This is a genomic window from Haladaptatus halobius (assembly GCF_020618475.1).
Classification (GTDB): domain Archaea; phylum Halobacteriota; class Halobacteria; order Halobacteriales; family Haladaptataceae; genus Haladaptatus; species Haladaptatus halobius.
Window position 1 is genome coordinate 690903 of the sequence record NZ_CP085336.1, and the last position, 22472, is coordinate 713374.

19 protein-coding genes are annotated in these 22472 nt (G+C 57.5%); 11 read left to right on the forward strand and 8 right to left on the reverse strand.

From position 1 onward, the window contains the following. The 6 genes from LIW51_RS20255 to LIW51_RS20280 all read right to left on the reverse strand — a co-directional run bounded on the left by LIW51_RS20255 (position 1) and on the right by LIW51_RS20280 (position 6169). On the reverse strand, positions 1 to 1155 hold the full coding sequence (locus LIW51_RS20255; RefSeq protein ID WP_227378238.1) for an NAD(P)/FAD-dependent oxidoreductase: 1155 nt from the start codon (positions 1153 to 1155) through the stop codon (positions 1 to 3). A gap of 1 nt (position 1156) precedes the next feature. Then, positions 1157 to 2449, reverse strand: a complete 1293-nt coding sequence (locus tag LIW51_RS20260) for an aspartate aminotransferase family protein (RefSeq protein ID WP_227378239.1) — start codon at positions 2447 to 2449, stop codon at positions 1157 to 1159. A gap of 3 nt (positions 2450 to 2452) precedes the next feature. Next, positions 2453 to 3844 carry an aspartate aminotransferase family protein gene (locus LIW51_RS20265; protein WP_227378240.1) on the reverse strand — a complete coding sequence of 464 codons (1392 nt, stop codon included), beginning with the start codon at positions 3842 to 3844 and terminating at the stop codon, positions 2453 to 2455. Between the two features lie 100 nt (positions 3845 to 3944). After that, on the reverse strand, positions 3945 to 4823 hold the full coding sequence (locus tag LIW51_RS20270; protein ID WP_227378241.1) for a dimethylarginine dimethylaminohydrolase family protein: 879 nt from the start codon (positions 4821 to 4823) through the stop codon (positions 3945 to 3947). Next, on the reverse strand, positions 4823 to 5275 hold the full coding sequence (locus LIW51_RS20275) for an Lrp/AsnC family transcriptional regulator (protein WP_227378242.1): 453 nt from the start codon (positions 5273 to 5275) through the stop codon (positions 4823 to 4825). Before LIW51_RS20275 ends, LIW51_RS20270 begins: the two co-directional genes overlap by 1 nt. Positions 5276 to 5329: 54 nt before the next feature. Then, positions 5330 to 6169, reverse strand: coding sequence for a nitrilase-related carbon-nitrogen hydrolase (locus tag LIW51_RS20280; protein ID WP_227378243.1), 840 nt, complete (start codon positions 6167 to 6169; stop codon positions 5330 to 5332). 120 nt (positions 6170 to 6289) lie between these two features. Between LIW51_RS20280 and LIW51_RS20285 the strand changes: the two genes are divergently transcribed. The 7 genes from LIW51_RS20285 (at position 6290) to LIW51_RS20315 (ending at position 14883) form a co-directional block, all read left to right on the forward strand. Continuing rightward, positions 6290 to 7324, forward strand: coding sequence for an ABC transporter permease (locus LIW51_RS20285; RefSeq protein ID WP_227378244.1), 1035 nt, complete (start codon positions 6290 to 6292; stop codon positions 7322 to 7324). Beyond that, the gene (locus LIW51_RS20290) at positions 7321 to 8169 is read left to right on the forward strand and encodes an ABC transporter permease (protein ID WP_227378245.1); all 849 of its coding nucleotides are present in this window, start codon (positions 7321 to 7323) and stop codon (positions 8167 to 8169) included. Before LIW51_RS20285 ends, LIW51_RS20290 begins: the two co-directional genes overlap by 4 nt. Before the next feature lie 84 nt (positions 8170 to 8253). Next, positions 8254 to 9459: an extracellular solute-binding protein gene (locus LIW51_RS20295; protein WP_227378246.1), complete on the forward strand. Its 1206-nt coding sequence runs from the start codon at positions 8254 to 8256 to the stop codon at positions 9457 to 9459. A 3-nt stretch (positions 9460 to 9462) separates the two neighbouring features. After that, a complete protein-coding gene (locus tag LIW51_RS20300; protein ID WP_227378247.1) occupies positions 9463 to 10614 on the forward strand; it encodes an ABC transporter ATP-binding protein in 1152 nt (383 codons plus the stop codon). A gap of 49 nt (positions 10615 to 10663) precedes the next feature. Beyond that, on the forward strand, positions 10664 to 12175 hold the full coding sequence (locus tag LIW51_RS20305; RefSeq protein WP_227378248.1) for an aldehyde dehydrogenase family protein: 1512 nt from the start codon (positions 10664 to 10666) through the stop codon (positions 12173 to 12175). Positions 12176 to 12323: 148 nt separating this feature from the next. Continuing rightward, a complete protein-coding gene (locus LIW51_RS20310; RefSeq protein ID WP_227378249.1) occupies positions 12324 to 13748 on the forward strand; it encodes an aldehyde dehydrogenase family protein in 1425 nt (474 codons plus the stop codon). A 1-nt stretch (position 13749) separates the two neighbouring features. After that, positions 13750 to 14883 (forward strand): saccharopine dehydrogenase family protein, encoded by a 1134-nt coding sequence (locus LIW51_RS20315; RefSeq protein WP_227378250.1) that lies wholly within the window; start codon positions 13750 to 13752, stop codon positions 14881 to 14883. A 248-nt stretch (positions 14884 to 15131) separates the two neighbouring features. Here LIW51_RS20315 and LIW51_RS20320 read toward each other — a convergent pair whose 3' ends face one another. Both LIW51_RS20320 and LIW51_RS20325 read right to left on the reverse strand, forming a co-directional pair. Then, positions 15132 to 15560, reverse strand: a complete 429-nt coding sequence (locus LIW51_RS20320) for a hypothetical protein (RefSeq protein ID WP_227376837.1) — start codon at positions 15558 to 15560, stop codon at positions 15132 to 15134. Positions 15561 to 16028: 468 nt separating this feature from the next. Then, positions 16029 to 17141 (reverse strand): hypothetical protein, encoded by a 1113-nt coding sequence (locus LIW51_RS20325; protein ID WP_227376838.1) that lies wholly within the window; start codon positions 17139 to 17141, stop codon positions 16029 to 16031. 526 nt (positions 17142 to 17667) lie between these two features. On the opposite strand from LIW51_RS20325, the gene LIW51_RS20330 reads away from it, so the two are divergent. The 4 genes from LIW51_RS20330 (at position 17668) to LIW51_RS20345 (ending at position 22342) form a co-directional block, all read left to right on the forward strand. Then, on the forward strand, positions 17668 to 17964 hold the full coding sequence (locus tag LIW51_RS20330) for a DUF7344 domain-containing protein (protein ID WP_227376839.1): 297 nt from the start codon (positions 17668 to 17670) through the stop codon (positions 17962 to 17964). Positions 17965 to 18483: 519 nt separating this feature from the next. Next, on the forward strand, positions 18484 to 19875 hold the full coding sequence (locus tag LIW51_RS20335; protein WP_227376840.1) for an LVIVD repeat-containing protein: 1392 nt from the start codon (positions 18484 to 18486) through the stop codon (positions 19873 to 19875). Positions 19876 to 20338: 463 nt separating this feature from the next. Beyond that, positions 20339 to 20737, forward strand: a complete 399-nt coding sequence (locus LIW51_RS20340) for a DUF5518 domain-containing protein (protein WP_227376841.1) — start codon at positions 20339 to 20341, stop codon at positions 20735 to 20737. A gap of 321 nt (positions 20738 to 21058) precedes the next feature. After that, positions 21059 to 22342, forward strand: coding sequence for a TIGR00341 family protein (locus LIW51_RS20345; RefSeq protein ID WP_227376842.1), 1284 nt, complete (start codon positions 21059 to 21061; stop codon positions 22340 to 22342). Positions 22343 to 22472 lie beyond the last annotated feature (130 nt).

Consider the following 22472-nt stretch of genomic DNA (forward strand, 5'->3'; position numbering starts at 1 on the left):
TCAATCCCCAGCACTGATGCTGTGGAACTCGAAGTCCGGCGAGCGTGAATCGAATCGACTGAGAACGAATGGAGCTCGTGAGAATGGACACCGTTCTCCGACAATGAGAGATTGTACGACTGTCGCAGCGATGGGAGCGGTCATCACCCCGCGACCGTGAAAACCACTCGCTATTACAAGTCCATCGGGAACATCACTTGGTGCGTCGATTATCGGATGAGTGTCTGGCGTGGCTCCATCTACGCCAGCCCACCCGTTGACGAACCTAGCTCGTTCGAACCCCCGGAGGAATCTCGGTATGAGGTTGGCGACGTGGTCGCGGAATGCTTTGTCTTCGCTCTTGCTTGCGCCCTCAGGATCATCTTCGGCGAACGACCAGCCGCCGACCAGTAGGTCGCCGTTGTGCTCTGGACGGAAGTAGACATGTTCACCGGGAATCCACCCCATTGGGAATTCGTTTCCGGCATCTTCGTTGGGGTCGAGCACCACGCATTGAGTTCGATATGGCCGGATAGGGAGTTGGACGTGGTCGCGGAGGAAACGTTCGGTTCGCCACCCTGCAGCAACCACGACGTAGGGGGCGTCAAACGTTCCTGAAGATGTTTCGACGCCTTTCACACGCTCGTCAGTGATGCGAAGGCCCGTCACCGTGGTGTCGGTCAGGATTGTCGCGCCTCGGGACTCGGCGTCGTCTTTTAGCGTCATCGTGAACGTGTAGGGGTCGACGAATCCGGTGTCTTGGTGTTTGACTACACCGACGAATTCCTCGAGATCGAACCGAGGGAAATCTGCTTCGACAGCGTCCGGTTCCATGAACGAAACAGTGACGCCGTCGGTGGCTAGTCGTTCGACGCGCCTACGTGCTTCTTGCTCGTGATCACGTGGGACAAGTTCGAGGCTCGGCCGTTCGGTGAACTCGAACTGTCCGGTTCCGTCGTAATCACGGAAGAATTCGTTAGCATAGTCAGAGATGGATGGGCTATCTGTGTAGGATGGTGCCATCGTAATCTCGCCTGCGGCGAGCGCAGTTGCCTCCGCAGCGATTTGTTTCCGTTCGATGATGAGTACGTTGAGGTGAGTGGCGAGTTTCCGAGCGACGGCACAGCCGATGACACCGCCACCAACGACGATGATGTCGTAGCTTGCGACTGACATATTATCGTTCGACAGATTCGATACCATCAGACAGTGCATCGACTGCTCGTTTGAGGTTCTCGCGAGTGATGGTCAGCGGCGGTTGAAATCGAACGACATTTTTGTAGTATCCGCCCACACCAAGTATCACTCCGTGTTTGTCACGTGCATGGTTTTTGACCACCACTGCCGCCGTCTTCGCAGGTGATGTATCTGACGCTACCAGCTCGACGCCGTGCATCAAGCCAAGACCGCGTGCTTCGCCGACCGTATCGTATTCAGCTTCGATGTCCGCGAGTTGGTCACCGAGCCAATTACCCTGTTCTACTACGTTATCTACGATACCAGTCTCAAGTTCTTCGATATTCGCCAGGGCGGCGGCACAGCATACTGGGTTACCGCCGAACGTTGAGAGGTGGTCGCCAGCCTCGAAGCAATCGGCGATTTCGGCTGACGCAGTGAACGCCCCGAGAGGCAGTCCGTCGGCGATACCCTTCGCCTGTGTGAGGATGTCGGGTTCGATACCGAATTGTTCGCTCGCAAATATTGTTCCCGTTCGACCGTAACCGGTTTGGACTTCGTCGACGATAAGGAGCGCACCATAGTCGTGGGCGATGTCTTGGACACGTCGGAGATATCCCACCGGCGGGACGATGATACCACCTTCCCCCATCACGGGTTCGAGCACGATCGCCGCGAGATCTCTGCTTGTATGAGTGCCAATAGTTCGTTCCAACTCAGAAGCAGCGGCTTCGGCGAACTCCGAAGCCGGTAAGTCACCGTACGGTGATCGGAACTGGTAGGATGCCGGTGCGTGAACCACGTCGTTGACTGTTGGGGCCATTCCATGCTTGTAAGCATGGTTGCCGGTAAGTGATAGACTCCCGAGTGTTCGCCCGTGGAACGCCATTTCGAGCGCCACAATCTCCTTCGAACCGGTGTACTTCCGTGCAAGTTTAATCGCACCCTCAACCGCTTCGGTGCCCGAGTTACAGAAGAATGTCTTCTGGAGGTCGCCGGGCGTGATTTCGGCGATGCGCTCAGCAAGGTTCGCTACCGGTTCATTGCGATAGATGTACGAACAGGTGTGGACGAGTTCGTCGAGTTGGGCCTTCGCTGCCGCGACCACGTTCGGGTTGTTGTGCCCAGCGTTCGTCACCGAGATACCCGAAAAGCAATCGAGATATTCGTCGCCCTCTGTCGTCACCATTGTCGTGTCGTTCGCACGGGTGACGGTGAACGGATCGTAGCCCTTTGTGATGGGCATTACGTAGTCGTCGTATTTATCAGCCGGACTGCACTCTTGTTCACTCATGATTTACTCGTATTCGTGATTCACAGCCCGGAATGCGTCTTCAGCAACTTCTAGTGCGTGGTCAATTTCTTCTTCTGTATGTGTGTAGGTGGTGAAGAATCGCTCGCCCTGCATTGGATTGCCGAACAGGACACCGCTGGCGGCGGCTTCTAGCCACCAATCGGCGAACTGGTCTTCGTTGGCGCGCCACGAATCCCGGTAGAAATGGATGTCGTGGTCGGTCATGTACACTTGCCCCATTGAACCGATGTGTTGGACGTTCGCGTTGACGCCAATGTCGTCGGCGACTTCTTGGAGCCCGGAGAACAGCCGGTCGCCGAGTCGGTCGATGTGGTCGTACACGTCGCGTTCGTCGAGGATTTCGAGCGTTTTCAGCCCCGCAGCGGCCGAAACCGGGTGACCATTGTAGGTGCCGCCATGGAAAGTGGAGGAGTTCCACTTCGAGGCCTCCTTCTTCTTCGGCGGGATGATTTCCTCCATTATCTCGGCCTTACCGCCGAACCCGGCCATTTGATAGCCGCCGCCGGCGGCCTTGGCGAATGTCGTCATGTCGGGTGAGATGCCGAATTTCCCTTGTGCGCTGTCAGGACCGAGTCGAAATCCGGTCATCACTTCGTCCCAGATGAGGACAATTCCCAGTTCCTCCGTGAGGTCGCGGAGGAACTCGTGGTAACCGTCGCGGGGAAGTAGACAGCCGCACGAGAACATGACGGGTTCGATGATAACCGCCGCGAGGTCGTCGGCCTGCGCACGAAGGATGCGTTCGGTTGCCTCTTTGTCGTTGAACGGGAAAGCGACCACGGTGTCGCTCACCGCGTCGGGGATGCCGGTTCCGTACGAGACGGTATTGGGTGCGTCGGCCGGCCCGAGGGCATCTTCGCTGGCGTAGACGCTCTGGAGTGCGTAGTCGTGTGCTCCGGCGTAGCCGCCCTCGGGTTTAGCGATTTTGTCTTTTCCCGTGTACGAGCGCGCAACTCGCATCGCGTGCATCGTGGCTTCGCTCCCGCTATTCGACAGCCGCACCTTCTCAATGCTCGGGGTCATCTCTGCGACTTTCTCCATGAATTCGATAGCGACCGGTTGAGGGGTGGCAGTCAAGTCGCAGGTATCGACCTGCTTCTTGACGGCCTCTCGCACCTCGGGATGGCCGTGGCCGAGGATGATCGGGCCGAGCGCTAGCAAGAAATCGAGATACTCATTTCCGTCGATGTCGTAGAGATACGATCCGTCAGCTTCCTCGACGTAGAACGGGTAGGGGTCGAACGACCGGACGTTCGACTCGACACCGAGAGGTGTGACGTTCAACGCTCGGTCGTGGAATTGCTCGCTTTTCGGCGTTCGATCTCGGAGCCGCTCCGTGTGATCCGATTCTTGCTCTTTGTCACCGAGGCTCATTGCACCATACGACGGAGGAGTGCCCAATAAATCTTTGGTAAAATACCCCCTATTACGAAAATGATGCGGTATTTCCCCCGATTAGAGGGAAATAATACGTCTACTGGGAGCGATCGAGGGGGAGTACCAGTCCTTTCAATCCTCCACCAGTCTTTCGAATTTCTCGCACGTCAAGTTCGACGACGTCCATCCCCCGTTCGAGAAGTGCGCTCCGGATATACGGATTTCCAGACGGCACTAGTACTTCCCCTGGCTCAACCACGATGGTGCTCGTAGCCCGATTGCGCTGTTCGCGCATCGGTACTTCAATAGTTTCGATTCCCCGGTCGTGCAGGACTTCGACGAACTCGGCGGGAACCGCCTGCGGGTACACGAGCGCGAGATCGGTGTCGACCATGCCGAACACGAGCGCGAGGTGCGTCTGTCCAGTGCTCTCTGTGCTGCCGAAGATGGGAACGTCAACCACGTCGATATCATATGATTCGAACACATTTCGAACCTGCCGGATGCCCTCGGCGTTGGTCGTCCGCGACCGCCCGATGGCGACCGTCTCCTCCTCTATCCACACCATGTTTCCGGCTTCGAACCCACCCGATCCGTGAACGGTGTGATAAATTGGGATACCAAGTTCGACTGCGCGCTCCGTCACTCGGCGCTCCTCACCGTGACGGGTCTTTTCGACCATCTTCCCGACGACCAACCCACCCTCAATCGCAAATCCGACATCCCGGACGAACAGCGACTCCGCTAGACCCTCACAGGCGTCGTTGAGCCGATGAACCGTCACGCCGCGTTCCTCTAGTTCTTCGACCAGCGCTGCGTGTTCGCTCGCCGCGCTCTCCTGTCGGGGCAGGCCGTCCCAATCCCATTCGTCGGGGTCGACCACGGTGCTGAACTCCGGGCCGGGCTCGTGAACGAGCACGCTCTCTAATCGACCGACTTCGGTTCGCACCGACGGTGAGATATCCCAACTAGTCATCATTCGGAGAGGTCTAGTCGCTGCTCTTCTTTCACACTCCGGAGGGCCATGTCGGTCGCCGTCGAGAGAACTCCTTCGTACCGGCCGATGCGGCTTAGCAGGTCGGTGAGTTCTGATCGCTCGCCGAACCGTACTTTCAGTAGGAGGTCGGCCTCGCCAGTGAGTTCGTGTATCTCCTGAATTGCTGTCTCCTCGGCGAGGCGTTCGGCAACCTCCGAGAAGTGACCGGCCTCGGTTTGGATGCGGATGAAGGCAACGTTGTCCAATCCGAGCAGTTCCGAGTCGAGTATTGCCCGGTAGTCTTGGATGTACCCTTCAGCTTCGAGCGTGTTCACGCGTTCGTGGATCGTGGCACTTCCCATGTCGAGCCGACGGGCAATTTCGGAAAGAGCGGTTCGCCCGTCGGCTTGGAGTATTTTGAGTATCTTCCGGTCGATTTCATCGAGATTCATATTGTTCATTTTCCTACTGAATTCTCCTAATCGTTCCGTTTCTTCACGTGTTGTTCAGTCTTCTCGCCGGTTCGCGTCGGCGTATGGTCTGACGGCGGCGTCCGTCCGCGACTTCCGGAGCGCGGTCACATCGACCGAACAGGTAGCCGCGGCCTCCTCATCTCGCGGCAGCGAAAGCCGCGTTCCGTGTGGCCCTACGACGTCGTCACAGGGTGCGAACACCGCTGACCGTCCGGTTCCGGAGAGGTCGCCGTCAAGTTGCGCACCCACGACGCTGACCTGTACGACGTACAGCTGGTTCTCGACTGCGCGCGCCGCAGAACAGCGTCGAACGCGTTGGTAACCTGCCTCGTCGGCAGTCCACGACGGCACGGCGACGACCTCGGCACCGCGATTCGCAAGACTACGGACGAAACCCGGAAACTCCACGTCGTAACATACTGCGACGCCGATGCCGACGCCCTTGTGCTGGACGACCGGTGCTGGCTCGTCTCTGGTTCGTTTCCCTTGTCGGCGCTCCTCCGGAATCAGGTGAGTTTTATCGTACGTACGAATACCCGAGCTGGGAACCGCGATGGGACAGCGGTTGTAAGTCGAACCCCCGTCAATGACGTTGTAAGAGCCGCCGACGATGACGGCACGGCGTTCGTTCGCGGCCGACGAGAGGAATTCATGTAACTGTGCTTGCCTCTCGGGGTTGATGACGGTCGCTGCGTCGGCGTCTCCCGTCTTTTCGAGATAGTCGCTAACGAACAGTTCCGGGAGCACATACAGGTCGGCATCGCCCGCATGGTTAAAGGACGAATCGACGCGCCGTAACAGCCCATCGAGCGACTCCGCATCGCGGAGTTCGTACTGGCACAGAGCAATCACGAAAGTTTCGCCGTCGTCCATGTGCTTCCTGAGGTATGCGGGTGGGAGACAAAAACTTTGTCCGCACCCCGGCACCTATGCCGATAGATAGTCGGAAGAATCGGAAATAGAACAAAACTTATTTCGTGGGAGGACGATGACATGGCAAGGAAACGCATGGCAAGCGAAACCACAACGCGGGAACAGGAAGTCGAGGCAGAGACAGGGCTCTTCCGCCGGCTACGCAGGAACCGCTGGAGTGGACTGGTCGTGAACATCGCTCCGAGCACCTTCTGGTTGGTCACGTTCTTCCTCGTTCCATTGGCCGTGATGTTCTACTACAGTTTCGGACAGCGAGGGGCCTTCGGCGAGGTTCTCATTAGTCCGGAGTACCTCGGCCTCCAACAATATCGCCTGTTCTTCATCCCTGATGATGCGACCGTGCCGGAGGCCGCGTGGTTCACCGTCGCGTGGGTGGTGGAGGTGCTGCTTCCCTTCAGCGTCGAACTTACGGCGGGTGAACCGACACCTTACGTGCAACTGACGCTAAAAAGCATCGGCTTTGGAGTGGTGGCAACCGTAGTCTCATTCATCGTCGGCTATCCCGTCGCCTACTTCGTGGGTCGCATCGCGCCCGAGGAGTATCAAGACCTGTTGTTGGTGCTGATAATCCTCCCCTTCTGGGCGTCGTTCCTCGTCCGCATTTACGCGATACAAATCCTTCTATCAGGAAATAGTATCCTGACGAACGCGCTAGGATTTCTTCCCTTCTTCGAGGCCGGGCAGTCGCTGATGAACTCGCGGTTTGCGGTCATGGTTGGGCTGGTGTATATCTGGATTCCGTTTATGATACTCCCCGTGTACGCGAGCATCGAGGAGATCGACTTCACGCTTCAGGAGGCTGCTATGGATTTGGGGGCGAACCGATTTCAGGCGTTCCGTCGGGTCGTGTTCCCGCTATCGATGCCCGGCGTCATCGCCGGGAGCCTATTGGTGTTCATCCCGAGCACCGGAGCGTACGTCATTCCCGATTTGCTCGGCGGCACAGACAGTCAGATGATCGGTAACTTCATCGCAGAGCAATTCGGCGCGGCGGGTAACTGGCCGCTCGGCGCGGCGGGTTCATTCACCCTGATGGGAATCATGCTGTTTGCGATAGCCGTTTATCAGCGGTACGGGAGCACTGATCTCGCATGAGCGCGGAAACGTCGAGTCGCAGCCGGTTCGCCCGGTTGCGCTCGCTGTTCTTTCGACACGGGGGGACGTTACTGGCGGTCGAAGCCGTTCTGGTCTACCTGTTCCTCTACGTCCCCATCGCCGTTCTCATCACCCTTTCGTTCAACGACTCTCGATACGCGTTGGTATGGCAAGGGTTCACGACCGAATGGTACGAGGCATTGCTCGCGGGCGAAACAGTCGCCCGCGTCAATCCGGACGCCGCGTTCACGGCACTCGCCCACTCGGTCGAAATCGCGGTCGCTACCGTCGTTGTCAGCACCGTTTTCGGGACAATGCTGGCGTTCGCACTTGACCGCTACGAGTTTCCCGGCAAAGGATTTTTTACCGGAGTCGTCTACATGCCCATCATCATCCCAAGCATCGTGATGGGAATCTCGTTATTGTTGTTCTTCAACATCGTTGGAATGTCGCTCGGACTTCACACTGCTGTCATCGGCCACATCGCGTTTGACATCAGTTTTGTCGCTATCGTCGTGCTCGCGCGACTACAGCGGTTCGACCGCACGTTAGAGGAGGCGGCCAAGGATCTCGGCGCAAACGAATTTGAGACATTCCGATACGTCACGCTCCCGCTGTTGAAACCTGGTATCATGGCCGGTGCGTTACTCGCATTCGCCATGAGTTTCGATGACTTCGTGGTCACCTTCTTCATCATCGGCAACCAGAACACCCTGCCAATATTTTTCTTCTCGATGGTTCGTCAGGGAATCACGCCGGGCGTTAACGTGGTTGCCGCGCTCATAATCATCGTCACGATGGCGGTCGTCGCGGTCGCCCAATGGTTCGAGGGGCCGATATGGTAGAAAAAACTTCGGATATTGGGGGCTTTTTCCCCAAACTTTATGTCATATACACCCTTCTAACCGAAAAGAGCTGGTGTGATACACATGGACAAACACCGTAAGTCCCGAGACAGCAGGCGACGATTTCTCAAGACGACCGGCACCCTCGCGGCGGTCGGATTAACGGGGCTCGCTGGCTGTACTGGTGGGAGCGGGTCGAAGGATCAAACCGGAGGGACGACCACGACGACGTCCGGTACGACCGCGGGGAGCGCTAATCCCAGACAAAAGTACGATCTGAAGGAGCTCAACTATGAGCTTGAGAACAAACTGAACATCTTCCAATGGGGCGACTACTGGCCCGACGGTACGATTCAGGACTTTGAGAAGACCTACGGCGTGAAAGTCAATGTCTCGAACTACGCCTCTAACGAGGAGATGTTCAATAAACTCAAGGCTGGCGGAACCAACCAGTACGACCTTGTGTTTCCCAGTGACTACATGATCAACATTTTAGTGGACCAGGGAATGGTTCAGAAACTAAATAAGAAGAAGATCCCCAATTACAGTAATCTCAGTAAGAAGTTCACCGACACACCGTACGACCCCGACCCCGGAACCTACTCTGCGCCGTATCAGTGGGGAACCTCCGGCATCGGGTACAACAAGGAGATGCTCGGTGGGAACGCGAACATCAATTCCTGGGACGCGATGTGGAACGAGAAGTGGAAGGGTCAGATGACGATGCTCAACGACATGCGAGAGACCATCGGCGCGGCCCTGAAACGGCTCGGCTACTCGCTGAACACGAAAGACGAGGCGAAGATCGAGGAGGCGAAAGAGATGCTCATCAACCAGAAGAGCCTGCTCAAAACGTACGACTCCTCGAACTTCACCACCAACCTCATCAACAAACAGGCGAGCCCGGTTCACGCGTGGTCCGGCGGCGTATTCCAGGCGTACTGGGAGACGTACAAAAACGGCTCCTCGCCGATCGGGTACACGGTGCCGAACGAGGGCGGCGTTATCTGGGTGGACAACGGCGCGGTCACCAAGCAAGCAACCCATCCGAATGCCGCCCACGCGTTCATCAACTACTACTTGAACGCGAAGATCGGTGCGCGCATCACCAACTGGACCTACTACGGCAGCCCGAACGAGACGGCCGAGAAGCACATCAGCAAGGATATTCTGAACAATAAGAGCATCTACCCTGACCCGAAGACGATGAAGAAACTTGAATACATCCAGAACATCGGCCAAGCGACGCAGGCCTACAGCCGTGCGTGGACCGAGATCAAGAACGCCTGATACATGGTGAGCTACGATGTTCGACTCGACGGAATCACGAAGCGGTTCGACGACGTTGTGGCGGTCGACGACGTAAGTCTCGACATCGAAGCCGGAAAGTTCCTCACCTTACTCGGCCCGTCGGGGTGCGGAAAGACGACACTACTGCGGTGTATCGACGGGTTCGAGACACCCACGAGCGGTGACGTGTTCATCCGCGGCGAGCGCGTCAACGACATTCCGCCGTTCGAACGCGACACGAGCATGGTGTTCCAGTCGTACGCGCTGTTTCCGCACATGACTGTCGGCGAAAACATCTCGTTCGGCCTCGAGATGCAGGGATTCCCCGACCGTGACCAGGCGACCGACGGTGGTGTCGCTACGAATGGTGGGTTCGGCGCCGCTTTCAAGCGGCTCGTCAGTCGAACCGGAAGCGAAGAGATCGACGCCCGCGTTGCCGAAGCCCTCGAACTGGTCGAACTTCCCGATTACCAGGAACGGAAAGTGAGCGAGCTTTCGGGCGGCCAGCAGCAACGAGTGGCGCTCGCCCGTGCACTGATCACCCAGCCGACGGTGCTGTTACTCGACGAACCGCTTGGTGCACTTGACCTAAAACTTCGAAAGAACATGCAGGTTGAGTTAAAAAACCTACAGAAAGAGCTGGACACTACGTTCGTTTATGTGACTCACGACCAGGAGGAGGCGCTGACGATGAGCGACCAAATTGCCGTCATGAACGACGGTCACCTCGAGCAACTTGGATCCGCGACGGAGATCTACGAGGAGCCGGAGACGGAGTTCGTCGCCGACTTCATCGGCGAGACCAACCTCCTCAGAGGTAGCTATACCGAGACGCCAGACGGCGCGGTCGTCGAGTGCAACGGACTCTCGTTTCGCGTGCCGCACGAACCGGACGCCGACGGGGAGGTGTCGTTCGCCGTCCGGCCGGAGAAAATCCGATTAGGCAAAGATGCCCGAGGACTGGACAACGTTTTCGAGGCCGACGTAACGGACGAAATATACAAAGGGAACCTCGGCAAGTTCGTTGTGGACCTGCCAAACGGCCAGAGACTCACCGTCGACATGCAGATAACCGACCGCAGCAAGTATTTCTCGACCGGGCAGAACGTGGCAGTCGGGTGGTCGGCCGATAACGCCGTCGTGCTAACACGGTGAGCACACTGATCCTACCTGGGACGATCACGAATACGATACCCGTTTTCCAATGACAGACTACACCGACTCACTCAGAGCAAATCACGAATCGGCAATCAAAGACGCGACCGACGGCGTCACGTTCGGCGTCGTCGTCGGTGGTGCGACCAAAGCGGCGGTGGCCGACGAGACGTTCGCACCCGACGACCCCGCGATCGCGGCATCCATCGCGGACGTGGCACGCGGACACAAGAAGGACGTTGACGACGCGGTAGCCGCCGCTGCAGCGGCGTACGAAGACGAATGGGGCGAGACGACACCGATGGAACGCGGCGACGCTATTCGGGAATGGACGGGCGTGCTTCGTGACCACCTCGACGACCTCGCTCTCCTCGAAACTCTCGAAGTCGGAAAGCCGTTATCGGCCGCACGTGCGGACGTTGCGACGGGTCTTGACTTCTTTGAGTACTATGCCGCGGCGGCGGTTGGCGAGGAAGGGTCAGTGCCGTCCGTCGGCGACGACTCGTTCGCATACACCAGGCGGGAACCGTACGGCGTGACCGGCCAGATTCTCCCGTGGAACTATCCGATCCTCCTGATGGGTTGGAAGGTCGGCGCGGCCCTCGCGGCGGGAAATACTTCCGTGACGAAACCGGCAGAGCAGGCCCCCCTCGCGGTGATACGAGCGGCTCAACTCGCGGAGGGTGTTCTACCGGACGGCGTGTTGAACGTCGTTCCCGGATTCGGTGACGAGGCGGGTGTTGCAGTCGCCGGCCACGATGACATTCAAAAAGTGTCGTTCACGGGGTCGGTTCCCGTCGGCCAGGAAGTGATGCGGGCGGCCGCGGACGACGTGACGCCCGTCACGCTGGAACTCGGTGGGAAGAACCCGTTCGTCGTATTTCCCGATGCCGACGTGGAAGCGGCAGCGCAGACGGCGGTCGTCGCTGGACTCTACAACAACGGACAGTCCTGTGATTCAGGAACCCGTCTCATCGTCCACCAAAACGTGAAAGACGAGTTTCTCGATCGCTATCTCGACGCCGTGGAAGCTCGGACGGTCGGCGATCCGCTTCAGAATGCGAATCAGGGACCGCTTTGTTATGCGACGCATCGAAAGAAAGTCGAACAGTACGTCGAACTCGGCAAAAAAGAGGGAGCGACTGTTCTCTCGGGTGGAAGTCGTCCCACTGACGCGGAATTCAAGGGTGGATACTTCTTCGAACCGACGGTGTTCGGCGATGTGGATCCGGAGATGCGAATCGCACAGGAGGAGGTGTTCGGGCCAGTTCAGTTCCTCTTGGAGTTCTCAACCTACGAGGAAGCCATCGATGTGGCGAATGGCGTGACCTACGGACTCACGGCCGGAGTGTTCACGCAGGACGCCTCACGTGCGCATCGGGCGGCCGCAGACATTGAGGCAGGGAGTATCTGGGTAAATCAGTACTTTGGCACCGTCCCTGGAACGCCGTTTGGTGGATTCAAGCAATCCGGTATTGGCCGCGAGTGCGGAAAAGAGGCGCTCACGGAGTACACACAAAGTAAGTCCGTGCACCTTGCGCTCGGCGACCCGTCGCTCTGACAGTCTTCTCATGATGGTGGCCCCCCTTGTCGGGGGAACCAGCAGTCACTTCGATATTATAGCGTTTTAGACGAAATCTTTCCGTCTCCCATCCTGATTTCCAGAAAGATTTTTGGCACACCTTCCCATTTGATAGAGTGACCCACACATGAGACAGCTTTACATAGGTGGAGAGTGGTTGGACGCCGAGTCCAGCGAGGGCATTGAGGTCGATTCGCCGGTCACAGGTGAGGTCATCGACACTGTACCGAGCGCGTCCTCTCAAGACGTGCGGAAAGCGGTTGAAGCGGCTCGCCGCGCGCAACGCGAGCTCGAGGAGATGACCGCATTCGAACGGGCCGCAGTGCTTGACGAGGTGACCGAGTACTTCGAGGAACACGAGGACGAAATCGCCGAACTTATCACCCGCGAAGAGGGAAAGCCGCTTCACGAGTCCTACGAAGAGACCGAGTACGTTATCGAATCGAGCGATGACTACGCACACGACGCCATCCGCCTGTTCGGCGACGTCGTCCCCTCAGAATTTCGGGGACGCTTCGCGTACACTCAACGCGAACCATACGGTCCGTGTGCGGTCATTAGCCCATGGAACTTCCCGCTCGAAGTTCCCGGGGGTAGCATCTACTCGGCCATCGCCACTGCCAACCCGGTAGTGTTCAAACCGGCGGAGGAAACTCCGCTGACGGCATATCACATTGCGAAGGCGTTCGAGCAGTCGAGCCTTCCGGACGGTGCCTTCAACCTCATTACGGGTGCGGGCGAAACCGGCGCGGAGTTGGTCGGTCACAGAGACATTAGACTCATTGCCTTCACCGGTAGCACCGAGGTTGGCCAGCAAATCGCGAAGACGGCTGCGGAGCGCAACGCTCAATGTCTGCTGGAGATGGGCGGGAAGGATCCAATCCTCGTGCTCGATGATGCCGACGTGGATCACGCGGCCGAGAGCATCGTGATGGGGAGCAACTGGAACGCCGGCCAAGTCTGCTGCGGTACCGAGCGCGTCATCACGACCGAAGGTATCCACGACGACCTGGTCGATGCCGTGGTCGAGAAGACCGAAGCCCTCACGCTCGGCGACCCTTTCGAGGAGGGAACCGACGTAGGACCGATGGTGAGTGAACGCATCCAGCGGAAGGTCAAAGACCACGTCGACAATGCAGTCGAGCAGGGCGCACAACTGTTGACCGGCGGTGGCACCGACGGCCTGTTCTACGACCCGGCGGTGCTGGACGACGTGACCGAACAGATGGATATCGCCACCGAGGAGACGTTCGGCACGGTGACGCCGGTCGTCCGCGTCGACGATTACGAAGCGGCCATCGAAATTGCCAATCGTTCGCGGTACGGCCTTCAGGCGGCCATCTTCACTGACTCGCTCGAACGCGCCCACGACGCTGCCAATCGGCTGAAGGCGGGTGGCGTGTTTGTCAATGAAACCAATAACTACTGGGAGCGGTTGCTTCCGTTTGGCGGATACGGCGAGAGCGGTTCTGGTGGCCGGTATGGAAGCAAATGGCACCTCGAAGCGATGACGCAAACGAAAGCAGTTATGATGAACTATAAGAATTACTGACATGAAGGTGGTATCACTCGGCGGTTGCGGTGCGATGGGTCGAGCAACTTCTCATGAACTCGCAGGGAACAGTGACGTTGAATTGGTTATTGCGGACGCCGACCTTGACGCTGCTAACGACCTCGCTGCCGATCTTCCTGGCGAAATCGACACGGCAGAAGTCGACGTAACCGACCACGACCGACTAGTCGAAGTACTCGCTGACGCGGACGTGGTGGCAAACGCGCTCCCCTACGCCTTCAACGTTGACGTGATGGAAGCGTGTCTGGAAGCGGAAGTTCACTATCTTGACCTCGGTGGATTGTACCACAAGACGCAAGAACAACTTGAACTCGACGAGGCGTTCGATGAGACCGGACTCACAGCCGTCCTCGGCATCGGCGCCAGCCCGGGACTGACGAACATCGCGGCCGCGCAGGGTGCGAGCCATCTCGATCATGTGGACGAAGTTCACATCCGAACCGGGGCGAAGGGTGGCAGCGACGGGTTCGCCTATTCGGCCAAGACAATTTTGGACGAACTCACCATGAACCCCATCGTCTTCAAGGATGGCGAGTTCAAGGAACTCGAACCCCTCTCCGGCCGCGGAACCTACACGTTGCCGGATCCCGTCGGCAAGGTCGAGGGGTTCCACAGTATTCACTCCGAACTGGCGACGATGCCCTACACTTTCGAAGGTGTCGAAACCGTAGATTTCCGGGTCGCGTTCTCGCCCGACCTTGTGAACATCTGTGACGTGCTCATTGGGTTGAACCTCACCAGCGAGGAAGAACTCGAGTTCAAGGGGACTGAGTTCAGTCCCCGCGAATTCCTCGACTGGCACCTTGACCGACAGCCGAAACCTGGCGCAATCGAGGAGTGGAAGTCGTTCCAAGTGGACGTGACTGGCAAGGAAAACGGCGAACCTACTCACTATCAGCTTACCGTAGTCGTGGAGTCCCGACTCGACGATTGGGGATTGAAGGCGACCGCAGTCTGGACGGGTGTGCCGATGGGAATCGCGGCAGAACTCATCGGCCGCGGTGACGCACTCGACACGGGAGCCAAGCCGCCCGAGCAACTCCTTGACCCCGAACTGTTCATCGATGAACTCAGAGAGCGCGACATCGAGATTAATGAAACGCGGAATCCATGAATGATGATTAACCCCCGTTATCACAGGTCAAAGACACGGTGAACTACGTTGCAGGTGAATGGTAACCCCCGGTAGGCAAGAACGTAATCTTCAGTCGATGCTTCGACGAGTGTGTAGATGATCTGGTGCATTGGGGTCACCTCGCCGACGCACTGACCCGACACCACGACACCATGCGACTCTCCGTTGGTGCGCCGGCACCATCTCCCGGCGCACAGAAACCGTTGTAGAGAAGACCAAATTCACACTCACCTCTCGTTACTCGGCCGGGAGGTCACGCCGTCCAGTTCGCACACAGGGCATCGGCGACCGATCGCCTGTCCCTGCGTCCCGTACCGCTTTCGATACGCTCGTAACGTGAGCTTTGGATTCGCTGCCGCGTATACTCGGACCTTATTTCCAAAGACGTCGGTGAAATCCCTGAGCGATACATTATTCGTATCTGCCGCCAGTGGCTTAGGATTGAACCACCGCTGGTAGAGCGAGGCAACTGCAGGACCGCTGAACTCGAGCACACCGTCGGTGTGATTTTCGATCCCGTGCCGAACCAACGTCGCGAAGTGTCGATCACCAGAGAGTACAAGAGCACCTGCGTCCCGGAACAGTCGAATCGCATCGTCACGTCCGTCTGGCGGATAGCCGTTTGAGTCGAGATCCCGTGCCGGTGAGCCGTTCACCGTGGTTTCGACACATGCGTAGAGACTCTGGCTCAGACAAATAGGAACCGCATCATCGTCGAGGTCGGCGATCCAGCGTCGCAGAAATCGCTTTTTTCGCTTCCCAAGGAGTTTCTTTGACTGTGTTTGCGTGGCCTTTGCGTCGTCCCGTCAGGGGCTCGATTTGAACTTCCGGTCTTCGAGAAGCGCGAAGTCAACCCCGCCGTAGCGAAATGATGTATAATAGACATCGATTCCGCGCTTGACCGGCGTCGGATCGTACGGATCTGGGTTGTGACTGCACCGTGTCCGCTGGATCAAGTTGATGAATCCCGCCGTCCCGACGTATCCCCCTTCGCGAGATACGTTGTCCGGTGCACCCTGTCCTTTTTCGCCCCAGACATTCTGATGATAGATGTCATGATCGTCAACGAGAATTACTGTTGGCGTGATTCGAGTGAGCGACCGAAACGCCCACAGCCAGAGGTACTACTTATAGAGATAATCGAGCGTCGGGTTTTCGCGGCTTTCGACTCGCGTCGGACTGTTCTGATAGATCTGATCCCCGGTAAAGACGAGCAGATCGGGACGCTGCCGGTGGAGGTTCTGAACTAAATCAGCGTAGGGGAAATAGATGTTCTCCGGCGTGTATCGTCCCAGGTATTCGTCCGGCGAACGATCTGGATCGATCCGTCCCGCTTCGAGGGCCCGTGCTGCCGGTGTGGTGCAGCTACACAGGCCGATCGTGAAATCGTCGGCTCCGGATTCGGGATCCTTCCGTATTCGCCCGTGATATGCGACTGGGTCAGCGGTGCGAGAGCGATAGACAACGCGATAGTCCCACACCTGCGTCAGGTCCCACTTCTCACACCGGAACAACGCCGCGTATCCTGGTTGTAGTTCGGCGGTCGATCCCCGCCGCCAGGCCTCCGCTGTTCCCGCCGGCCGATAATCGAGCCGAATGCTCTCTACCTCTTCTTCAGCCACCGGTGTAAGCTGTGCCGACAGTCGAAGGACGCCCTCATTTACCGTGTAGAGCGTGTCGGCGATCGGTCCGAAGGTTCGGTCTGGACGGTTCGCAATCTTCTCCCCACCCGTTCGGAGGTCTTGGAACCACCAGCAAGCACCCGGCCGTCGAGGTGGCGGTGAGGAGACAAGCGCGATGTTTCCAGCCACCGCTTCGTCGCGGACGTCGCGGCGTATCGCCGTTCCGAGGAGTTCCCCTCTCGATTCATTCCACGCTGTCAATCGTAGTTCGAATCGACCGGCACGCTGCGGACGGATTTCAAGATCGAGTTGAATCCGATCGTCCGCTGCAGGACGAGTTAGACCACCGATCGGATAGTGCGTCTCTGCCGCCTGTACACCAAAGGCTAAAGGGTCGACCTCGTTCGTATGCTCCCGAAATTGGAGCCGTCCGTCCCGACCGAGCGTACACAATAATCCACCACCTTCCCCAGATCCGCGCTGCGCTAACGCCGCCGCACGATACTCCAGTTCGGGGCCTCCCACGCCGATCAGAAACCCACAAAACCCATCCCGATTCAGATGTCCTGCGAGCCCCGTCGTGACGCGGAGACGTCCTGGGAGGCGTCCTGCCACGACTTCACGGGTCAACACGCTCACTGTCCGTATTTCGTAGCTAGCCTCACCGCGGAGACACTCAATCTTGCCTGCACGTAACCGCCAGTCCTGCAGCCGGTTACTCCAAAAGTGGGGACCGATCCAGGGGCGCGTGACGTTGTCGGGCAGCGTCGTAACCGGCTGTAAGTGTGCTTCCTGAACCCAATTCCACGGCAATTGCTTCTCGGATGGAGTAGCACAACCGGCGGGAAGCGACGCCCCAGCGCCTGTCACGATCGCTTTTTTAAGAAGTTCCCGTCGACGAGGCGTTGCTCGCGATGGCGAGCCACCGTTTGTTCTTTCCCCCATTCTCAAATGCACTATTTGGCGAGAATCAATAAATGACTGGGCCATTCGGAGGTTCACCGGTCGCGTAGGGTTTTCCCTTGTTCTCTTCGCGTGGGTCGTCACGCGGAACGCTTATCGAGTCCGGCCGTTCCGTAACTTCAATTAGACAACCATGCAACAAACCGCCAATTCAGCGTCACTCGACACGATGCTCGACATGCTGCGTGACTCACACCGCCGGCGTATCCTGCTGGCAGTGTCGAACCACAATCCACGTACTGAAGGCGAGTTCACGACGGACTCGTTCACTCCAGACGAGACAAGTGAGGATGAGATCGAAGGGTTGAAAACACAGTTGCACCACGTCCACCTTCCCAAAATGGCCGATAAAGGCTACATCAAGTGGCATCCCATCACGGAGACGATTCGGCGGGGACCAAACTTCGCCGACATCGCGCCACTCCTCAAATTGATGGACGACCACGAAGACGAGTTGCCAGCCGACTGGCCGTAATTCAACAGTGCCAGATTCGCACCACGAGCTGCGCACAGATCGAGAAGGGGATCCCAGGTGTGCCCACTGCTGCTTATATTTGACGGCGGAAGTGAACACACCCGATAGCCGTGAACTCAGAAACGCACCTCACTGCTGTCTTGCGTTCCATTTTGGATAGGTATTTAATGTGGCTATCCCCAACACCACCTAAATACCACAAATTTGATTAAATCCTGCTCTACCTTGATAGAGATATATATATATATATATATATATCGATAGATGTACAGACCCACCCCAATCAACCCAGGAACGGCAAAGAACGCAACTTCGTACATCGATCGATGAAAAACAAAGTAGGCCATGAGAGCAAACATGAACCCTCAGCAGCCATGTCAATCACCCGTCTCGGGTTGAGTGCAATCAATCGAATACCATATTCAGGACACGCTCTCCCAATGACGTAAATAAATTGTTTGGGCAAACGTCACTCAGTTAGCAGAGACATTGATACACGCCGAAGTTGCACTAGAGCGTATGGTGGGGGAAGAAAAGACGACACGAAGACATTTCGTTCGGAGATCATTCCTCAAATCTCTAACTGGTGGCATAATTGGAGGGCAAGTTATCGGAACCGCCACTTCGGTTGAACAGCGGAGAACCGGCCGACAGGAGACCACTACCACGCAGGCTGACGGGTTGAACGTGGCAGGCCGACATCCGGTAGCCGGTGCTCAAGAAGTTGTCGTGCAAGGGAACCATGCTTACGTCGCCGCGACGGGTGTCAGGATGGGAGACAAGGGAGGGCGATTTGGCGCACTTGTCATCGTCAATTTCGATGACCCGACACAGCCCCGTACCGTCGCACGTCTCGAACTCCCATCCGAGGAGTTTCCGACACCCAATACGTTGGACGCGAAGGTGAACGGTAAAGTCGCTGGACTCGCTAACGACGCCAACTTCCCAGGGCCTGGCGGTGTCGCCTTCTACGACGTATCAACCCCTGCGAAGGCGCGACAGTTGTCGTTCTACAACGCGAATGGTGGCGTCCACAACTTTTTCATCGATGGCGACTTGGCCTACCTCGTCATCAATGAACCGCACTTCGTGGACTCGAACGGGGACGGCGAAGTCGATCAGGCTCGGATCTTCGGTAATACGGGGATAGAAATCGTCGACATCTCCGACCCGACCCGACCTGCACGGGCTGGGCGATGGTTGTTGCGAAACGACCGTCCAAAGTTCGCCCGTGCTGGGATCAACAACAGTCACGATTTGTTCGTACAGGATGGTCTCGCATACGTGGCCTACTGGGACGCTGGCGTCGTCGTTCTCGACGTGAATGACCCGAGTGACGTGCAAGTGGTCTCCCAGTTCGGTGCTGCTCCCCAGGCAACGAAGCAGATTCGACCGTTCGACCTTGGTGGTGACCCAGATTACTTCGATACCGTATTTCCGAATCGACGTTTTAATTCCCTACCCGGAAACGCCCACTACGTCCAACCATCGCCGGACGGAAACCGAGTGTACGTCGGTGCCGAAACGTTTCTGGACGAACCTGGTGGCATCGACATCTGGAACGTGACGAATCTCGACTCGCCAGAGAGGGTCGGCACCATCGAGGCACCTGCAGGTGGCACGAAAGAGGCCGATGCCGGCGATGGGGTGGTTCTCGACCTGGAAGACCCGGAGGTTCTTCGTCAACTGCGCACGTCACACAACTTCGACGTGACGGCTAACACGCTCTACACGTCGTGGTACGGTGGCGGTGTTCGCGTATTCGATATCGACGATCCGACAAACCCTACCGAAATCGGTTCGTACAATGCCGGTGGCTCCGCGTTCTGGACGGCAGTCTTCGCAGGGAACCGTATCGTCGCGAGTGATATCGACCGCGGACTAGTCTTTCTCCAGCAACCAGGCGGCTGATCTCGATTGACCACCCAATTCGCACCACGAACTGCGTGCACAGATCAATTCGGGGGTACCGTGGGGTGTCCACTTCCGCTTATGGAACTAAGCAGAAGTGAATAAATCGCTTCCGCTCTCAGCGTAAAACACCATTCGAAGACTCATACAGCCCGTAAGGCGGCAGCGTTCGTATTTATAAACCCTATATTGCGATATTAAATTCGATATCTCGACGATGCGACCGGAGGGGCGCGATCCAAACTGCGTCGCTCGATAAAACCGAATCAGGAAACAACGCGTCAGCAAATCATTCGCGGTACTCGCCGACGAATAAAGTTGCTGTCAAACGTATGCATCTGTACGGTTAGCGGTCGGGGCTGAATCGGCTAAATACCCCTCTCTCGGGGAAAGAGGAACTACAAACAAGACGGATTATTTTATAGAATGTTTATCACTTTGGGAAGCTTACTCCTAGCTGACCATGGAAATCAACTGGAAAGCTGTAATCACCGGATTCCTGACTGCGTTCATTCTCGGACTACTCGTCGCCTGGTTCGCCCCGCTCACGGAAATGACGGGACTCACACAGGCGTTACCCGGCCTCATCGGCGGTTTTATCGCCGGCTACATGGTCGTCGGTGTCGAACGCGGAGCCGTCCACGGTGGGCTCGCCACCGTCATTGGAGGAGTCGTCCTACTCGTCGTGTGGGCCGTGTTTGGGGCCCTGTTCGCCGGTCTCTTCCCGGCCTTCACGGGACTCGCACTCGGACTGCTCGTCCTAATCGCCCACGCGATTCCCGGTGCCGTCGCCGGTGCCATCGGGGGCTGGATAAAAGGCCGCCGCGCCACGACCCGCGAAACCGTTGGAACCGCCCGCTGACGGACGAGAGACGACGTCTCGACTTTTTGCTGTGTCACGTACTTAACGCTCCGATGGTGATTGGCAACAGACCCTCTTTCAAATCAGTAGCAGACGAGTGGGTCTATCTCGGGATCGTTGCGGCGACGCGACGGCCTCGACCACCCCCTTTGCTGACTGCGCGTAAGGGCAGGTTGTAAACGACCGCCGGACGACGAACTGTGAGCGATATTTTTCGCGATCGTCGACTGGTATGCTCCTTCGAGCGAGAAAGGAAAACCGTAGAGAAGTGCCGAACGTATGAGAAGATGGTTACATATATCAATAGCACGTAATTTCCGCATGCGTCTCATCCAGTTGCTCATTCCGGAGGGTGACCGAGTAAACATTCTCTCGGTACTCGATGAAGAAGGGATTGACTACGCCGTCTGGGAGGAGACTGGCCGTGGGGACTTCGAAGCGCTGGTCTCCTTTCCGGTACCCACGTCTGGCGTCGAACCCGTCCTCGATAAGTTGCATGCGGTAGGCATCAAGGAAAATTCCTATACCATCGTCATGCCGACAGAGACAGTGGTCTCCGAGCGTATCGGGGCACTAAAAGATCGATACCGGGGGTACCGTATCTCGCGTGATGAACTTGTTGCACATGCCGAGGATCTCGCTCCCGCGTCCTCAACATTTTTCATTTTCCTCGTGGTGAGCACCCTCATCGCCACGACTGGGTTACTCCTTGATTCGGCGGCAACCATCATCGGGGCAATGGTCATCGCGCCGCTGATGGGACCGGCCATCTCGGCCAGTGTTGGAGCGGTTCTCGCGGACACCGACATGACATCGCGTGGTGTGATACTTCAGGTAACCGGCCTGCTCGCTGCAGTCGTGACGGCCGCCGTCCTCGGCCTGCTGTTGAAAGAGACTGTCCTTTTGCCGCCGGTCGACATCCGAACGATTCCACAAGTCCTCGAACGAACGTCTCCGAATTTCCTCGCGCTCTTTCTGGCACTGGGATCGGGTATTGCCGGTGCTGTAAGCATCATCCGGGGGGCTGGGTCGTCACTCGTTGGGGTCGCCATCGCAGTGGCACTCATCCCGCCTGCCGCTACCACAGGCCTCGGCCTCGCGTGGGGATATCCCGACGTTGTCCTCACTGCTGGCGTCCTCGTGCTGGTGAACCTACTCGCTATCAACCTCTCGGCGCTCATTTTATTGTGGGTTGCCGGCTACCGCCCCGAGAAAAGGGAGCATGCGACTCGGGCACTCCGAGCGGTTCGCATCCGAATCGCGACCATCGTTCTCGGCCTCGTCCTGCTGTCGGTCGTCCTCGGCGCCGTCACCTGGGCATCCTTCGAAGTCGGAACCGTTGAGACCGGTGCAAACACAGAGGTTGAAGCGATGGTCGACAGCGGTCAGTTCGGTGAGCTAGATTTCGAGACGGTCACCGTCGACTACGATGTCGACGACGTTCTCTTTGGCAACCCAGCTGATGTGAGTGTCGTCGTGGCGCACGGGCCGAATGCACGATTACCACCCGACGTCGCGCAGCGTATCGATGACCGTTTGACCGAAACGACGGGAGAAGACGTCGTCGTTGACGTCGAATTCGTGCGGGGACAAAGTTCGGCCTGAGACGAGCGCGTCCGCGGTGCTTCGGTCAACGGCCGCCCGCCACGAAAACACAATCGGCGTCCCACCGCGGAACCGTTCCTTGACCAGTTCCGCAGCGAAAACTCCATCGACGATTTTCGCGTCGAAACGG

Excerpts from the sequence above, each read along its gene's own strand:
- LIW51_RS20270 (WP_227378241.1), bottom strand. The coding sequence starts at position 4,823 with ATGACTAGTTGGGATATCTCACCGTCGGTGCGAACCGAAGTCGGTCGA.
- LIW51_RS20255 (WP_227378238.1), bottom strand. The coding sequence starts at position 1,155 with ATGTCAGTCGCAAGCTACGACATCATCGTCGTTGGTGGCGGTGTCATC.
- LIW51_RS20290 (WP_227378245.1), top strand. The coding sequence starts at position 7,321 with ATGAGCGCGGAAACGTCGAGTCGCAGCCGGTTCGCCCGGTTGCGCTCG.
- LIW51_RS20305 (WP_227378248.1), top strand. The coding sequence starts at position 10,664 with ATGACAGACTACACCGACTCACTCAGAGCAAATCACGAATCGGCAATC.
- LIW51_RS20335 (WP_227376840.1), top strand. The coding sequence starts at position 18,484 with ATGGTGGGGGAAGAAAAGACGACACGAAGACATTTCGTTCGGAGATCA.
- LIW51_RS20280 (WP_227378243.1), bottom strand. The coding sequence starts at position 6,169 with ATGGACGACGGCGAAACTTTCGTGATTGCTCTGTGCCAGTACGAACTC.
- LIW51_RS20275 (WP_227378242.1), bottom strand. The coding sequence starts at position 5,275 with ATGAATCTCGATGAAATCGACCGGAAGATACTCAAAATACTCCAAGCC.
- LIW51_RS20295 (WP_227378246.1), top strand. The coding sequence starts at position 8,254 with ATGGACAAACACCGTAAGTCCCGAGACAGCAGGCGACGATTTCTCAAG.
- LIW51_RS20330 (WP_227376839.1), top strand. The coding sequence starts at position 17,668 with ATGCTGCGTGACTCACACCGCCGGCGTATCCTGCTGGCAGTGTCGAAC.
- LIW51_RS20345 (WP_227376842.1), top strand. The coding sequence starts at position 21,059 with ATGCGTCTCATCCAGTTGCTCATTCCGGAGGGTGACCGAGTAAACATT.
- LIW51_RS20340 (WP_227376841.1), top strand. The coding sequence starts at position 20,339 with ATGGAAATCAACTGGAAAGCTGTAATCACCGGATTCCTGACTGCGTTC.
- LIW51_RS20300 (WP_227378247.1), top strand. The coding sequence starts at position 9,463 with ATGGTGAGCTACGATGTTCGACTCGACGGAATCACGAAGCGGTTCGAC.
- LIW51_RS20265 (WP_227378240.1), bottom strand. The coding sequence starts at position 3,844 with ATGAGCCTCGGTGACAAAGAGCAAGAATCGGATCACACGGAGCGGCTC.
- LIW51_RS20315 (WP_227378250.1), top strand. The coding sequence starts at position 13,750 with ATGAAGGTGGTATCACTCGGCGGTTGCGGTGCGATGGGTCGAGCAACT.
- LIW51_RS20310 (WP_227378249.1), top strand. The coding sequence starts at position 12,324 with ATGAGACAGCTTTACATAGGTGGAGAGTGGTTGGACGCCGAGTCCAGC.
- LIW51_RS20260 (WP_227378239.1), bottom strand. The coding sequence starts at position 2,449 with ATGAGTGAACAAGAGTGCAGTCCGGCTGATAAATACGACGACTACGTA.
- LIW51_RS20285 (WP_227378244.1), top strand. The coding sequence starts at position 6,290 with ATGGCAAGGAAACGCATGGCAAGCGAAACCACAACGCGGGAACAGGAA.